8 protein-coding genes, 9 tRNA genes and 3 rRNA genes are annotated in these 14,837 nt (G+C 40.4%); 3 read left to right on the top strand and 17 right to left on the bottom strand.

Translation table 11 applies throughout. The features are described 5' to 3' along the window. Position 1: 1 nt before the first annotated feature. From FXF36_RS05005 to FXF36_RS04940, 14 genes are all read right to left on the bottom strand, one after another. On the bottom strand, positions 2–427 hold the full coding sequence (locus FXF36_RS05005; RefSeq protein WP_167511291.1) for a MarR family winged helix-turn-helix transcriptional regulator: 426 nt from the start codon (positions 425–427) through the stop codon (positions 2–4). Between the two features lie 157 nt (positions 428–584). Continuing rightward, positions 585–1,412 (bottom strand): glycoside hydrolase family 191 protein, encoded by an 828-nt coding sequence (locus tag FXF36_RS05000; protein ID WP_151622752.1) that lies wholly within the window; start codon positions 1,410–1,412, stop codon positions 585–587. Positions 1,413–1,477: 65 nt separating this feature from the next. Continuing rightward, entirely contained in the window at positions 1,478–1,780 is a 303-nt protein-coding gene (locus FXF36_RS04995; protein ID WP_151622751.1) for a Dabb family protein, read from the bottom strand. Positions 1,781–1,935: 155 nt separating this feature from the next. Continuing rightward, a tRNA-Leu gene (locus FXF36_RS04990) sits at positions 1,936–2,019 on the bottom strand. A 72-nt stretch (positions 2,020–2,091) separates the two neighbouring features. After that, a tRNA-Val gene (locus FXF36_RS04985) sits at positions 2,092–2,164 on the bottom strand. A gap of 20 nt (positions 2,165–2,184) precedes the next feature. Then, a tRNA-Asp gene (locus tag FXF36_RS04980) sits at positions 2,185–2,258 on the bottom strand. A gap of 4 nt (positions 2,259–2,262) precedes the next feature. Beyond that, a tRNA-Ser gene (locus FXF36_RS04975) sits at positions 2,263–2,348 on the bottom strand. Positions 2,349–2,371: 23 nt separating this feature from the next. After that, positions 2,372–2,445 (bottom strand) — tRNA-Ile (locus FXF36_RS04970). Between the two features lie 20 nt (positions 2,446–2,465). Continuing rightward, positions 2,466–2,538 (bottom strand) — tRNA-Thr (locus tag FXF36_RS04965). A gap of 25 nt (positions 2,539–2,563) precedes the next feature. Continuing rightward, a tRNA-Glu gene (locus FXF36_RS04960) sits at positions 2,564–2,635 on the bottom strand. Positions 2,636–2,645: 10 nt separating this feature from the next. Beyond that, positions 2,646–2,718 (bottom strand) — tRNA-Ala (locus FXF36_RS04955). 128 nt (positions 2,719–2,846) lie between these two features. Next, a 23S ribosomal RNA gene (locus tag FXF36_RS04950) occupies positions 2,847–5,738 on the bottom strand. 236 nt (positions 5,739–5,974) lie between these two features. After that, positions 5,975–6,092, bottom strand: a 5S ribosomal RNA gene (gene rrf / locus FXF36_RS04945). A 134-nt stretch (positions 6,093–6,226) separates the two neighbouring features. Next, positions 6,227–7,758: ribosomal RNA gene (locus FXF36_RS04940) — 16S ribosomal RNA — on the bottom strand. Together the 16S, 23S and 5S rRNA genes with 8 tRNA genes alongside form the textbook arrangement of a ribosomal RNA operon. A 709-nt stretch (positions 7,759–8,467) precedes the next feature. On the opposite strand from FXF36_RS04940, the gene FXF36_RS04935 reads away from it, so the two are divergent. Further along, positions 8,468–8,552, top strand: a tRNA-Leu gene (locus FXF36_RS04935). A gap of 72 nt (positions 8,553–8,624) precedes the next feature. Here FXF36_RS04935 and FXF36_RS04930 read toward each other — a convergent pair. Both FXF36_RS04930 and FXF36_RS04925 read right to left on the bottom strand, forming a co-directional pair. After that, positions 8,625–9,980, bottom strand: coding sequence for a tyrosine-type recombinase/integrase (locus FXF36_RS04930; protein ID WP_151622750.1), 1,356 nt, complete (start codon positions 9,978–9,980; stop codon positions 8,625–8,627). Between the two features lie 668 nt (positions 9,981–10,648). After that, positions 10,649–11,827, bottom strand: coding sequence for an SPM autocatalytic domain-containing protein (locus tag FXF36_RS04925; protein WP_151622749.1), 1,179 nt, complete (start codon positions 11,825–11,827; stop codon positions 10,649–10,651). Between the two features lie 248 nt (positions 11,828–12,075). Between FXF36_RS04925 and FXF36_RS04920 the strand changes: the two genes are divergently transcribed. Further along, entirely contained in the window at positions 12,076–12,696 is a 621-nt protein-coding gene (locus FXF36_RS04920; RefSeq protein ID WP_151622748.1) for a hypothetical protein, read from the top strand. A gap of 454 nt (positions 12,697–13,150) precedes the next feature. On the opposite strand, the gene FXF36_RS04915 is transcribed toward FXF36_RS04920, so the two are convergent. Then, entirely contained in the window at positions 13,151–13,627 is a 477-nt protein-coding gene (locus tag FXF36_RS04915; RefSeq protein ID WP_151622747.1) for a helix-turn-helix domain-containing protein, read from the bottom strand. A 389-nt stretch (positions 13,628–14,016) separates the two neighbouring features. Between FXF36_RS04915 and FXF36_RS04910 the strand changes: the two genes are divergently transcribed. Continuing rightward, a complete protein-coding gene (locus FXF36_RS04910) occupies positions 14,017–14,832 on the top strand; it encodes a C39 family peptidase (protein WP_167511290.1) in 816 nt (271 codons plus the stop codon). The last annotated feature ends 5 nt before the right edge of the window (positions 14,833–14,837 follow it).

The raw sequence follows: 14,837 nt of genomic DNA, 5'->3' as shown, positions 1-14,837 counted from the left end.
TTTACAAATCTTTGATTAACACACTAAATTTATCTACGAAATCTTTATTGAGCCGAATAATAGTATTCTGCTCTTCTTTAGACCAACTATCGAAAATTTTATTTTCTATACTGATCAATTTCTCGACAGTATTATTCATAAGAGTTCTGCCCTCTTTTGTTAGGTAAACGCCCATACTTCTGCCGTCAATAGCTTTTAGCTTTAAGAGACCATTTTTTTCCATATTTTTAACAGCAGTATTTATAGTAGTTTTTCCTATTCCAGTTAGACTACAGAAATCCTTCTGTGCACGCCCATCGCCCTGTTCGTAGATTATATATAAGATGCAAAGCTCTGCATCAGATAGTCCCAAACGTTTTGCAGCCTCATGATATAAAGCATCTGTGCTTTCCATTAGCATATTCAGTTCTTTCATTTTTACTTCCATATGAAAACCTCCATACAAAAAAACAATCCGAAAACGTACCGTTATAATAGTACGTTTTCGGACTATTGTCAACATTCTTATTAATAAATATTTCTCGCTTATAAAATAGCTGGAAAATAATAGAGCAGATATTGAACAATGTCAATATCTGCCCCCGTTAATCTAATTCTATGCTATCGGAAACATAAACTTTATAGCCAAGCTTCTCTCCTTCAGTTTTTACTTTTTGGGCTAATTCAGAATCATTTGTATACTCTAGAAGAAATACCTGCTTTCTGTCTGCCACTACTGAAGAAAGGTATTCTACGTAATATTTTTTTATTTCTTCATCGTTCTCATTGAAAGTATTATCATCCCAATTAATAGATGTAAAAACACTTTCTTGGTTAACTCCATCTAATATCGCATCTAGGCTCCCGTTTTCTTCTAAATACTTTGTTACATAGGTATCGCCACCGTTGATATATACCAACAGTCCTTTTGATTTTAGCGCTGTTAGGATTTTTGTGATGCCATCGAATAATTCTTGGCTCGTAAAATTGTAATATACGTCCGTATTATCGATAAAAAAACCATCTATACCTTTATCGATAAGCGACGTAGCCAAATTATTTACAACAAAATCTTGCCAAGACTTATCAGCTAAGTTAATCCAATACTCTTCTTCCCAGTTTTCATACGGTCCAAGAATAAGTGATTCGTAATTGGAATAATAATCTCTAAAATTTTCTATTGAGCCAATGTTAAGATATGAAATCACCATATCATTGGTTTCTTTTAGAGTCGCTATCTCTTCTGCAGTATAATATTGTGCATCTATGACCAACGTCTCACAACTTACTTTGAACGGCAGTTCATCGTATGAATCAGAAAGATAGACACCATAAGCTTCTTTCGGCGGAGCTCCACAAGCATTTGCTCCAATTATAATAATCATAGATAGAATAGATAATACTATTCTTTTCATCATCTTTTTTTGAATCATTTAGTATATTATTTCTAACTATATTTACGAAAGAGCACCTATGCGATAATTCACATTTGCTCTAATTATAATTCAAATTCTACGTGAGTTGTATTATCTACAAATGGTACAACTACATCTTTAGTTACTGCTAGACGAAGTTCATTTTGTTTGAACGACTTTACAGCATCTTCATTGTCGAAAATTGCCTCTAACGCGATATCTCCGTTTGATGAACTGAAGCAATCTGTGTAAACAACAATACTTTTAACTCCTGGAATCTGACTATTAAGCTCCTCGAGTCTGGTCTTCATGTTCTCCTTAATAGTGCTAAGATTTGGACCAAAACACTTATCCTGCAAAGTCCAAATTATGATGTGTTTTACCATTTGATATTACTCTCTTCCATTAATTCTCTAATAGAATTAGTTTATCACTTCTATACGATAATTGTAAAATATTAATGAAGTTTATTCCTTACCGGATTGATTTTCTCGCACAAAAAAAGCACTAATCTCACAGAATTAGTGCTTGTAAAATCAAATGCCGTAGACCGGAATCGAACCGGTACGATGTCGCCACCACGGGATTTTAAGTCCCGCGCGTCTGCCAGTTCCGCCACTACGGCATACGCATGCTTTTTTCTGAATGAAATGAAAGAAAAAAGTATGCTAGTAAATCGCTTGCGATTTACATCTAATGGGACCTACAGGGCTCGAACCTGTGACCCTCTGCTTGTAAGGCAGATGCTCTCCCAGCTGAGCTAAGATCCCATGCTAATAAAACTGGTAAACGACCCCAGAGGGACTTGAACCCTCGACCTCCGCCGTGACAGGGCGGCGCTCTAACCAACTGAGCCATGAGGCCAAAACGCAGAGGGTGGGATTCGAACCCACGCGCCCTTGCGGACAAACGGTTTTCAAGACCGCCTCGTTATGACCACTTCGATACCTCTGCAAATGTATGTTAAATTTTGAAAATGGACCCTCAGGGACTCGAACCCTGGACCGACCGGTTATGAGCCGGTTGCTCTAACCAACTGAGCTAAAGGTCCAGAACCTATGCATTTTCAAAAGCCGATGATCGGACTCGAACCGATAACCTGCTGATTACAAATCAGCTGCTCTGCCAATTGAGCCACATCGGCTTAATGTTATTCGCCAATAGGCAAGTGACTCCGACGGGAATTGAACCCGTGTTACCGCCGTGAAAGGGCGATGTCTTAACCGCTTGACCACGGAGCCATAATAATAGTGGAGACGGAGAGATTCGAACTCTTGACCCCCTGCTTGCAAGGCAGGTGCTCTCCCAACTGAGCTACGCCCCCATTTTGTCATATGTTTTTAATAAAAAAGCAAGCATATCCTAACGGGTGGGTGCTTGCTATTAGTTTATAGCAACCTCAAAACTTCACACAGTAAGACTTAGTTATCCGTCTTTCGCTAAACATCTTTTTAGAATAAACCTTCGATCTATTAGTATTCATCAGCTGAATGCGTTACCGCACTTACACCTTGAACCTATCTACCTTATCGTCTTTAAGGGATCTTATCTCCTTATGGAGGGGATATCTCATCTTGAGGGGGGCTTCACGCTTAGATGCCTTCAGCGTTTATCCCGTCCAGACTTGGCTACTCAGCTATGCCGTTGGTCGACAGCTGATACACCAGTGGTCCGTCCACCCCGGTCCTCTCGTACTAGGGGCAGCTCCTCTCAAATATCCTCCGCCCGCGCCGGATAGGGACCGAACTGTCTCACGACGTTCTGAACCCAGCTCGCGTACCGCTTTAATGGGCGAACAGCCCAACCCTTGGGACCTGCTACAGCCCCAGGATGCGATGAGCCGACATCGAGGTGCCAAACCACTCCGTCGATGTGAACTCTTGGGAGTGATAAGCCTGTTATCCCCAGGGTAGCTTTTATCCGTTGAGCGATGGCAATCCCACTTTATACCACCGGATCACTAAGTCCTACTTTCGTACCTGCTCCACCCGTCGGTGTCGCAGTCAAGCTCCCTTCTGCCTTTGCACTCTTCAAATGGTTTCCGACCATTCTGAGGGAACCTTTGAGCGCCTCCGATACCCTTTCGGAGGCGACCGCCCCAGTCAAACTCCCCGCCTGGCATTGTCCCACCACCGGTTTACGGCGGCTGGTTAGAAATCCAATACTACAAGGGTGGTATCCCAACAGTGACTCTGATGAAACTGGCGTCCCATCTTCTTAGTCTCCCACCTATCCTGTACATGCAGTACCGAATCCCAGTACCAAACTGGAGTAAAGCTCCATGGGGTCTTTCCGTCCTGGCGCGGGTAACCAGCATCTTCACTGGTACTTCAATTTCACCGGATGCATTGTCGAGACAGTGCTCAAATCATTACGCCTTTCGTGCGGGTCGGAACTTACCCGACAAGGAATTTCGCTACCTTAGGACCGTTATAGTTACGGCCGCCGTTTACTGGGGCTTAAATTCAAAGCTTCGCTTGCGCTAACCTCTCCTCTTAACCTTCCAGCACCGGGCAGGCGTCAGCCCATATACATCACCTTACGGTTTCGCATAGACCTGTGTTTTTGCTAAACAGTTGCTTGAGCCTATTCTCTGCGGCCTACTTACGTAGGCACCCCTTCTCCCGAAGTTACGGGGTCATTTTGCCGAATTCCTTAACAATGCTTCTTCCGTCGGCCTTAGGATTCTCTCCTCATCCACCTGTGTCGGTTTACGGTACGGGCACAATAAATACAATAGCGGCTTTTCTCGGCACAGACTCTACTTACTTCGCTACTTTAATTTCGCTCCGCGTCACGTCTTTGGATTGTAAAGCGGATTTGCCAACTTTACTCCTACCTCGCTTGCACCAGTCTTTCCATTCCTGGCTTAAGCTTTGTCCATGCGTCCCCACAGTTCTGATTTATTGCGGTACAGGAATCTCAACCTGTTATCCATCGACTACGTCTTTCGACCTCGCCTTAGGCCCCGACTTACCCAGAGCAGATCAGCTTTACTCTGGAAACCTTAGATATTCGGCCTGAAGGATTCTCACCTTCATCTCGCTACTCATTCCGGCATTCTCTCTTCTTGTTCCTCCACTGCTCCTTACGGTACAGCTTCGTCGGTTGCAAGAATGCTCCTCTACCACTCTGCCTAAACAGAATCCTAAGCTTCGGTGTTGTGTTTTAGCCCCGGACATTTTCGGCGCAGGACCTCTCGACTAGTGAGCTGTTACGCACTCTTTGAATGTATGGCTGCTTCTGAGCCAACATCCTAGTTGTCTATGAAATCCCACATCCTTTACCACTTAACACACACTTTGGGACCTTAGCTGTAGGTCTGGGCTGTTTCCCTTTTGACTATCCAACTTATCTCGTATAGTCTGACTCCCGTACATCGGCTATCTGGCATTCGGAGTTTGATATCTCTTGGTAAGCTTTGACGCCCCCTTAAGAATTCAGTGCTCTACCTCCAGTAGTCTAATACGAGGCTAGCCCTAAAGCTATTTCGAGGAGAACCAGCTATCTCCGGGTTCGATTGGAATTTCTCCGCTATCCACACCTCATGCCCACCCTTTTCAACGGATGTGGCTTCGGCCCTCCATTTCCTTTTACGGAAACTTCAGCCTGGACATGGATAGGTCACCCGGTTTCGGGTCTACAATCACTGACTACTCGCCCTATTCAGACTTGGTATCCCTTCGGCTCCACACCTTTAGTGCTTAACCTTGCCAGTAATCGTAACTCGCCGGACCGTTCTACAAAAAGTACGCCGTTCCTCATATATAGAGGTTCGACAGCTTGTAAACACAGGGTTTCAGGTTCTCTTTCACTCCCCTCCCGGGGTTCTTTTCACCTTTCCTTCACAGTACTATGCGCTATCGGTCACTAAGAAGTATTTAGGGTTACGGGGTGGTCCCCGCGCTTTCAGACAAGGTTTCTCGTGTCTCGTCCTACTCTGGATACCGCCATGTCGCTTTCTCTTTCGCTTACGAGGCTTTCACTCTCTTTGGCTGGCTTTCCCAAAACCATTCTGCTAGAAATTGCGAATCAATTATGCGGTCCGAACCCCGAAATGCACGCATCTCGGTTTGCCCTCTTTCCATTTCGCTCGCCGCTACTTTGGAAATCGATTTTTCTTTCTCTTCCTCCGGCTACTTAGATGTTTCAGTTCACCGGGTTCCCGGCCTAACGTTATGTGTTGGCGTTAGGTCAACTGGAGTCTTTCCAGTTAGGTTTCCCCATTCAGATACCCCTGGATCAATGCTTATTTGCAGCTCCCCAAGGCTTTTCGCAGCTTATCACGTCTTTCATCGGCTCTTAGTGCCAAGGCATCCACCCTGCGCTCTTGATTGTTTAATCTCGAATGTATAGCGTTACATTAAAATTTGTTCAATAAGAACTTGTTTGGTTTGTTAATTCTCGGATGTCTTGATATTTAAGATTTTTCTTAAAATCATTTATCTCTACTGTATGAAGTTTTCAAGTTGCTATCTGGTCTTTCGACCATTTGAAAAATCAATGTACTTGATTCCTCAAATGATCGCCGCACTTGGCGGTGACTTTATATATGAAAGCCTTTCGGCTGTTTTAAGCAAACCCGGCAGCCACCTGCTTTCCCATGCCGCCTCCAGCATAGTATCATCGGCCGATTAGGTCTTAACCATCGTGTTCGGGATGTGTACGGGTGTTTCCCCTAACCGCATCGCCACCGGAAATCAGTTATCAACAAGTTGATAACTGGACAGTGAAACAATCCTCGTCTTATCTTCACAAGAAGTCTTTCTTACGATTTCTACAGTAAATGTAGAAATCTACCGGAAAATTACTTCCTGTTACTAATTCCTTAGAAAGGAGGTGATCCAGCCGCACCTTCCGATACGGCTACCTTGTTACGACTTCACCCCAGTTATCGAGCCTGCCTTCGGCTGCTCCCTCCTTACGGTTGGGTCACAGACTTCGGGCATTCCCAACTCCCATGGTGTGACGGGCGGTGTGTACAAGACCCGGGAACGTATTCACCGCGACATTCTGATTCGCGATTACTAGCGATTCCAGCTTCATGTAGTCGAGTTGCAGACTACAATCCGAACTGAGACGTTATTTTTGAGATTTGCTCATACTCACGTAATTGCTTCCCTTTGTTTACGCCATTGTAGCACGTGTGTAGCCCAAATCATAAGGGGCATGATGATTTGACGTCATCCCCACCTTCCTCCCGGTTCACCCGGGCAGTCTCTCTAGAGTGCCCATCCGAAATGCTGGCTACTAAAGATAAGGGTTGCGCTCGTTGCGGGACTTAACCCAACATCTCACGACACGAGCTGACGACAACCATGCACCACCTGTCACTCTTGTCCCGAAGGAAGAGTACATTACATACTTTGTCAAGAGGATGTCAAGATTTGGTAAGGTTCTTCGCGTTGCTTCGAATTAAACCACATGCTCCACCGCTTGTGCGGGTCCCCGTCAATTCCTTTGAGTTTCATTCTTGCGAACGTACTCCCCAGGTGGAATACTTATTGCGTTTGCTGCGGCACCGACTCCCTATGGAAGCCAACACCTAGTATTCATCGTTTACGGCGTGGACTACCAGGGTATCTAATCCTGTTTGCTCCCCACGCTTTCGAGCCTCAGCGTCAGTAATCGTCCAGTAAGCCGCCTTCGCCACTGGTGTTCCTCCTAATATCTACGCATTTCACCGCTACACTAGGAATTCCACTTACCCCTCCGACACTCTAGTTCTACAGTTTCCAATGCAATACCGGAGTTGAGCCCCGGGCTTTCACATCAGACTTGTAAAACCGCCTACGCTCCCTTTACACCCAGTAAATCCGGATAACGCTTGCACCATACGTATTACCGCGGCTGCTGGCACGTATTTAGCCGGTGCTTCTTAGTCAGGTACCGTCATTATCTTCCCTGCTGATAGAGCTTTACATACCGAAATACTTCTTCGCTCACGCGGCGTCGCTGCATCAGGCTTGCGCCCATTGTGCAATATTCCCCACTGCTGCCTCCCGTAGGAGTTTGGGCCGTGTCTCAGTCCCAATGTGGCCGGTCACCCTCTCAGGTCGGCTACTGATCGTCGCCTTGGTGAGCCGTTACCTCACCAACTAGCTAATCAGACGCGGGTCCATCTTGTACCGAAAAAACTTTTCACACTGTATCATGCGATACCGTGCGCTTATGCGGTATTAGCAGTCGTTTCCAACTGTTGTCCCCCTGTACAAGGTAGGTTACCCACGCGTTACTCACCCGTCCGCCACTCAGTCAGTAAATCGTCACCCCGAAGGGATCGTAATAAACTGCTTCGTTCGACTTGCATGTGTTAAGCACGCCGCCAGCGTTCATCCTGAGCCAGGATCAAACTCTCATGTTATAATCATGACTTTTTGCGAGCTTTCGCGAAGCAAAAAGTTATGCAAGTAGCGAACTCGTTCGCTACAATAAGTTTAATTCCGAATCAGTATAAAACTGACTTGTTTACTATAAAGGTTTCGTTTCATTAAGAAACTTAAATGAATTTCAAGGATACATGTTATAAAAACTTGTATTAATTCAAGGTTTGTTTCACTGTTCAGTTATCAATCTTCGTTTATTTCTTTTGCTCTGTGTGACTTGCTGTCCCTCAGCGCTCGATTATAGTATCATCCAGAATATCTAAAGTCAACGAATATTTAACAATTTCTCAAAGTAAATCAATAATCAAAAATCCATGCCATTGTGCGAATTGTGTTAATTATTTACGCAATAGGTTGTTAATCTCTTCTTAGTGCAAATTCGACCGTGTTTCTTCCATAATAAATAGCACCTAACCATTACGATCAGGCACCTTGTTATTTCCATATTCTATCCTATAATGCGCTTTATCATTTTCCGAGCAAGCTACTTCGCTTTCTTAATAAACAACGGCTCTTTCATTTTTACTGAGCGCAATGTCCTCCTTTCTGACATATGACAACATGGGCGTTCTCAATTTTGATAGAAATAATACTGAATTTTTTGAATATTTTTATTATTTCTCTAGGCATTGACGCAGACATTATTGGGTGTTATTATTTATGACGTTGCGTGACATATTACGCTACGCGGAAGTGTCGGAACTGGCAGACGAGCAAGACTAAGGATCTTGTGCTCATTGCGAGCGTGCGGGTTCAAGTCCCGCCTTCCGCATTGGTTATTAATCAGTGTAAAGCCCTTTAAATTCTATGTTTAAAGGGCTTTTATTTTTTTAAATTGCTAAAATTAGCTAGTTTTTAGGACAACTGAGGGACAACCACCCTCTAGCTTGCTTAAAGTATCATCTTCTGCATCAATTTGTGCGTATGAATAATGTCTCAGGTTAGTTTCAACACTATGACCCAACAGCTCTGCTCTCTTAGTAAGAGACACATTATTAGGAATGAATACATTAGAGTTTAGACTCATCCTAAATGCATGGTTATTAGTAATTGAATATCCTAGGCTCTTCATTAATCTGCGCAGGCATGATGTATACGCATCAATCTTGATCCTATTTCCGTTAATATCACAGAAAACATATTTGGTCCTAATCATTTTACCAGTCTGAATATTTTTTAGATTGTTCAAAATTAATCTAATCTGTGTGGTGATTGGAAAATAACGTCCGCCTTGGGAAATTCCCTTCTCATCCTTTGTCCATTCTGCATAAATGTAATTCTTACCACCTTTTGGTCGTTCTGTGAGCTGCTGTGCATGGATGTGAATACTTTTCTCATCAATATCATCCCATTTCAAGGCACATAACTCAGCAACTCTCATTCCTGTCTCAATGGAAAGAAGAATCATGTAGCCGTGAACAAAATAGCCGTCGTATCTTTTCTGCTCCATACGAGAATAAATCTCACTTTGAATTCGTAAGATATCAGCTTTAGAAAGAATCTTATCTACGTTCTTTGGCTTGGAATTGTCACAGGCAGTTAGGTAAGCTCTGTTGTTAATCGCCAAGACCGGATTACTCTGAATAAAGTCATGTTCAAGAGCATATCCAAAAATTAGATTCCGCACACCTTTAACTGCATAATATGCCTTTTTCTTAGGATTAGTCCTCTTGACAGTAGCCTTTGTGTAGGCTTTGATGTCATCCTTTGTGATATTAGGAACATCTTTTGCTCTGAAGTCATCATCGATAAAGCGATTGAAACTATCCCAATATCTTTGGATGGTAAGCTTGTTGCAATTCTCAGTTTTTTGCTTGTTCTCAATTGCCAGCTCAAACACATGCTCTATCGAGTATGACATTAAATAACAATCATAATACTCTAGGAGTTTATCCAATAAGCCTTCCTCTGTCTTAGAATGTAATCTGACTTCGCTATTAACTTTTGTCACCCATAAGCCTCTAGCTTCTTCGTATCGAATACTCTTGGGTGTTCCATTACCTTTAACATGCACCTGAGCTACAAGAGCTCTTTTCGCCTTTATTGTTTTTGAATTGATCATGTCCATTTCACCTAGCATGTCGGCACGACTAATAATACCACACTTGAATTCTTCGACCAATTCCTTTTTACGACTGTTAAAGTTGTCAATTAGTTTTGTAAGTTCTTTTGTATAGAGAACAAAATATCTGCTTCTCATTTGTAAATCCTTTTTCTAAATATCTATAACGACTTGTAAATTGTTATATCCTCCGTTTTTTCACTTTTCTTTGCTTGGCTAAGCTGTATCAGAATAAGCTGTGCCGTCAAGGATGACTCCTGTCACTTGCGAAGTCCTTGATGGCACAGGTTATCCTGATACAATAGAAAGCCACAAAGAATAATTACTTATATTTTTTTTCAATTCATTGTATTTACCTCTTTTTCCGTATTTTTTGTTTTCTCTTTAACAGTGCGCAGCTTTTGAGATTCCTTTAAGCTCAAGGGTTTGGGCTTGCCCAACTTTTTCATGGGAATGTAATTTCCATGAAAAAAAGGACATTTGTTTATGCTTGCAAGGAACAAACGGACCCACTTTTTGCCTTGCTATAAATAAAATGGCCCACTTTTTGAGTTTTGATACACTTGGATTTAATGTTTTTATATTAATACAATTTAGGAAACTTTCCATTAAACGATATTAATGGAGTGTTAAGGGGAAATAATGGAAAAAAGATGTGATGTTTCAGAATGAAGATTTTCCAATAATCTGGATTATCGTTATGTTAATTGTAATTAATGGAAAAGTTATATGTATAAAAGAGAACATATAAGGCTGGAGGATTGTCCCTCCAGCCCTATGTATAGAATAATCTGCAATTAATACTTCTACAATGCAAAATCAACATGAGCTACTGTACTGGCTGCACCAGTACTCTCTTTTAGATATATTCCAGTCTTACGAAGAACACCATTGGTCTCGCCAGCCATGTCCTTGTATGAAAACTCTGTCTCAGCACTGTTTAAATAAATAGCACCAACATCGGCTTCTTTTAAATTAAGAAGCTTATCATTACCATTTTCATCTTTAGTCCAGACTTTTAGCTTTGAAAAGATAGAATCGTTCTCATCTATCCAGCCATTATGATCTTCATCGTATTCTGCCAGGTCTTTAAAGCCATCCCCTGATTTTGTTCCAAACAATTCTGAACCATCATTGATTTTTCCATCACCATTTTTATCTAATGCTAGGAATCCACTTCCTTTACCGGCAAAGGAAATCTCATCCTCTTTTCCGTCTGAGTCAATGTCAAATTTGAATTTCTGATCAGATACAGAGGTAATATTACTATCCATATTTATTACAAGTGGATCAGTGAGAATTCTTGTATATGTTTCACTTGTAAGAGAATTAATCTTTTGAGACAAACTTCTTCCTAAAGTAACCTCAACATTAAAATTCAGGCTTCTGCCATCAGCTGTCTGAACCATCCCCTGGCTTGCAAAAGTGGTATTCTCATATTCAAGATGTGTGCCTTCAGCAGCGGTTATTTTTTGCCACACTTGCGTCCTTGTAACGGATTCAGCAGATGCCAAATTTAAAGTGCTCTGAGCGACGCCATTGACACTAAAATTAACACTATCGGTGTTATTGCAATTACCAGTAAAACCCTGTTGCCATTTATTCAGTTGATCTTTTAGCTTTGTATCAAGCTTCTCGCCATTTAGTACCGCAAGGATCTTTTTTACAATGCTAATTTCCAGGTCTTCAAAGTCCCACTGACTCCTTCCAGCATTAGCTTCACGAGCCTTTTTCTCTTGCTCAGCCATTAATTTCATGGAGTTTTGCATATTCTTTTGCTGTTGCTCTTTTCTGGCCTGTTCTTCGTCTTTTTCATATTGTTTAATTGCTTCTTTGTAGGATTTTTCCCCTTCTTCAGATAGTTGCATAATGGCGCCAAGTGTGTTTGAACTGGCTCGTCTTTCAATTGTTGCAACTTCTACATGGGTGTAAGAATAAGAATTGTGACTAGATGCCATGTTTACATGGCTGTTTTCAATCTTCATAGCGGACTCCTTTCCACAAATAAAGAGTATAAAAGTGCCAAACGCGAAGACTCTTTTGCACGTCCCTGTGCCTAGTCTTCGTATATTATATCGGAGAGTCATTCTAAAATATTTAGGACTGAATTATTAATATAATCTGCCGATACACAAATAGAGACAGTATTCATTTTGTGGTAAGGGATTTGTAGGTATCAATGGATTGATTATATCTATTGATACCTTTTTATTATGAAAGGGGCTGGAAACTTATGGACAATATATTGATACAGGCAAACATTAAAATGGATACCATCAAATTTGATGTATCTGTAGCTGATGAAAAGAGTAAAGAAAAGCTTGGAAGCGAAATTGCTGCTTCTATTAGAGATAAAATTGAAGAATCAAAGAATAATTCTGATCAAAATGACGAAAAGATGATGACTAGAATTATGGCAAAGATTAAAAGTGGTAAGAGGCTTAGCCAAAAAGAAGAATCTTATCTAAAACAACACAATCCAGACTTATATCTTCAATATGTACGAATTCGCAGAATGGCAGAAGCTATGGCCAGCCGATTAAAGCACGCCAATTCAAAAGAAGAGGTTAATGATATAATTATGCAATCTATATCGGGAATATCTGACAAAGATCCATATAAAGAATTTATTGTAGCAGCACTTAATGAGGTGGCAAAAGAATTTAAAAACTCTGATGCTTATGGAGAACTTCCTGCAACTTCTGAGGAAGCTAATGAAAAGAAAAAATCTTCACCAAATAATGATGAAGATTCATTCTCTAAAGATAATTCGGATGATGATTTTGACCCTATGAATTGGTCGCCATTACAGGAGCTCGTTGATGCTATGCCAACATTTGAGGCACCGGCATAATATCTCGAAATATCTTTATTTGATAATGATTCATTCCAAAGGCCACCAAAAAAGCTAGGATACGAGATATCCTAGCTTTTTTGAATATTATAGTCTACCTATTAACGTTCCTGTATAAGTGGCATCTAAACAATAATCATTGAAATTTCTAAAGTACCCCCATAATTTTAAGGTTCCCTTATATGTTGTGCCATTCATAAGGATTGATACATCCATATAATCAGGTGGTGTTGAATTCCAAGGGAAAGTAACTCTTAACTCGTAATGAACACTATCCACTATATTTACATGTGCACCTTTTTCAGGAACTGCATACAAAGTGTAAGGAGTTCCGTCTTCTAAAACACCTTGCGCTACAATCCTAGATTCTTAAATAAATCCTCCGGATTCTTTTGCTGATACAGGCAATGCTGTGCTACTAGCTATAATAATACTCATAGCAAAAGCAACCATTTTAGTCATCAACTTCATTTTTCTCATACATCTTCCTCCTTTTGTGAATTAAAATTATGCTTGAAATCAAGCTAGTTACCCCTATAAGAATAAAAATAAAGTAAACGATGTTTTCGAATATAGTACTTATATACCAGTACGTTGAAAAACTACACAATAGTCTGGTAATGGCCTTAATGGCAATTACTGAAAAAATAATGATGGAAATCATGATTCTTATCTTTATCTTTTTTTCATTTTTTTCTAACATAACAGCCTCCTCCTTAGAATTATCTGCAACACCGACTAATTGATTTACACTAATGCCTAGTTCTCTAGAGATTGATTCAATCATAGTAATATCTGGGAAAGATTTTCCACATTCCCATTTAGAAACTGCTTTATCAGTGACACCTAATTTGTTAGCAATTTCTTTTTGTGTGTAACCTTTACTTAATCGTGCGTTTTTAATAAGCATTCCAATTTTTTCGTTATTCATCCCTTACCTCCACAAAAATCATATAAAAATAGGAACAATCTGTCACTCTACTGGTGGTAGAATGCTGTATTTATAGGCAAAAACGAGGATTATTCATCATTTTCTATGCAGTTAAATATACACTTATGATTAATATTTTTTGTATGTATTTGATATTTTAGAACACCTTGATTTTCGAATGTTTTATATTTTAAAATATTAATACTAAATAATTACTGGGGGAATATATAAAATTGAAAAATATCATTTTATGGCTTGCAAAAGTTATACTAATCATCCTTGCTGTTTTTATTGGTTTAATAGCAATGGATTATTTTTTTTCGCCTGACTGGCTAACTGATTCTGTGGCATTTTGTATATTGGCACTTTCATTTTTTGTTTATGTTTTAATGAGCACAATTAAAGCTAAGCACAGTCCTAAGGCAACAAAGAGACAAAGGGTTGATTTTGAAATTGATGATTTAAATCTACCTGAAGAAAAGCATACAAAGAAACCCCTAAAAATATTAAAGCCTGTATTGGCTATTGTATTAATCTTTTTGATTATGATTTTAGGATTCAACATTTTTGGTAATCGAGACATAGAAGATATACCTCAGAATGTAATTGAATTTGGTGAGAAATATCCTGAAGCATCTGATTATGTAAAGAATTTTAACAAGTACAAAGACGAAGATTTTGATATGGATGTTTCAAAGGAAATGTCAGAACGTAATATTCCTTTATTTATCCAGTGGGATAAACGTTGGGGATATAAAGATTATGGTGGAAATTATGTGGGTGTAGCTGGATGCGGACCTACATGTGTTGCCATGGTTGCATGCGGACTTGAGCAAGATGCAGCTATTAATCCTTATGTTGTAAGTCAATACGCTGCACAGCAGGGATTCTATACATATGGACAGGGGACGTCATGGGATATTATGACTACTGGTGCAAGGCATTATGGTCTTGAGGTTTCATCAGGTAGTGTATCGGTTGATTATATACTGAATAATCTTACTAGCTCTACTCCATTAATCTGTTCTATGGCACCTGGTGATTTTACCAAGACAGGTCATTTTATTGTTCTAACGAGTATAACTGACGATGGTCAAATAATTGTAAATGATCCAAATAGTCCAAAGAACTCAAAAAAGCACTGGGATGTTGATATCCTTGTTTCTCAAATGAAAAGTGTGTGGAAATATACATATAATTATTAAAAGGT

It is taken from the genome of Pseudobutyrivibrio xylanivorans (assembly GCF_008935055.1).
In the GTDB taxonomy this organism is placed as follows: Bacteria; Bacillota; Clostridia; order Lachnospirales; family Lachnospiraceae; genus Pseudobutyrivibrio; species Pseudobutyrivibrio xylanivorans_A.
Note: the sequence above shows the minus strand (reverse complement) of the source record. Positions and strands in the feature narration are given on the sequence as shown.

What these genes read in the sequence shown, in the direction of transcription:
- FXF36_RS04915 (WP_151622747.1), bottom strand. Translation starts at nt 13,627, where the DNA reads ATGAATAACGAAAAAATTGGAATGCTTATTAAAAACGCACGATTAAGT.
- FXF36_RS05005 (WP_167511291.1), bottom strand. Translation starts at nt 427, where the DNA reads ATGGAAGTAAAAATGAAAGAACTGAATATGCTAATGGAAAGCACAGAT.
- FXF36_RS04995 (WP_151622751.1), bottom strand. Translation starts at nt 1,780, where the DNA reads ATGGTAAAACACATCATAATTTGGACTTTGCAGGATAAGTGTTTTGGT.
- FXF36_RS04925 (WP_151622749.1), bottom strand. Translation starts at nt 11,827, where the DNA reads ATGAAGATTGAAAACAGCCATGTAAACATGGCATCTAGTCACAATTCT.
- FXF36_RS04910 (WP_167511290.1), top strand. Translation starts at nt 14,017, where the DNA reads ATGAGCACAATTAAAGCTAAGCACAGTCCTAAGGCAACAAAGAGACAA.
- FXF36_RS04920 (WP_151622748.1), top strand. Translation starts at nt 12,076, where the DNA reads ATGGACAATATATTGATACAGGCAAACATTAAAATGGATACCATCAAA.
- FXF36_RS04930 (WP_151622750.1), bottom strand. Translation starts at nt 9,980, where the DNA reads ATGAGAAGCAGATATTTTGTTCTCTATACAAAAGAACTTACAAAACTA.
- FXF36_RS05000 (WP_151622752.1), bottom strand. Translation starts at nt 1,412, where the DNA reads ATGATTCAAAAAAAGATGATGAAAAGAATAGTATTATCTATTCTATCT.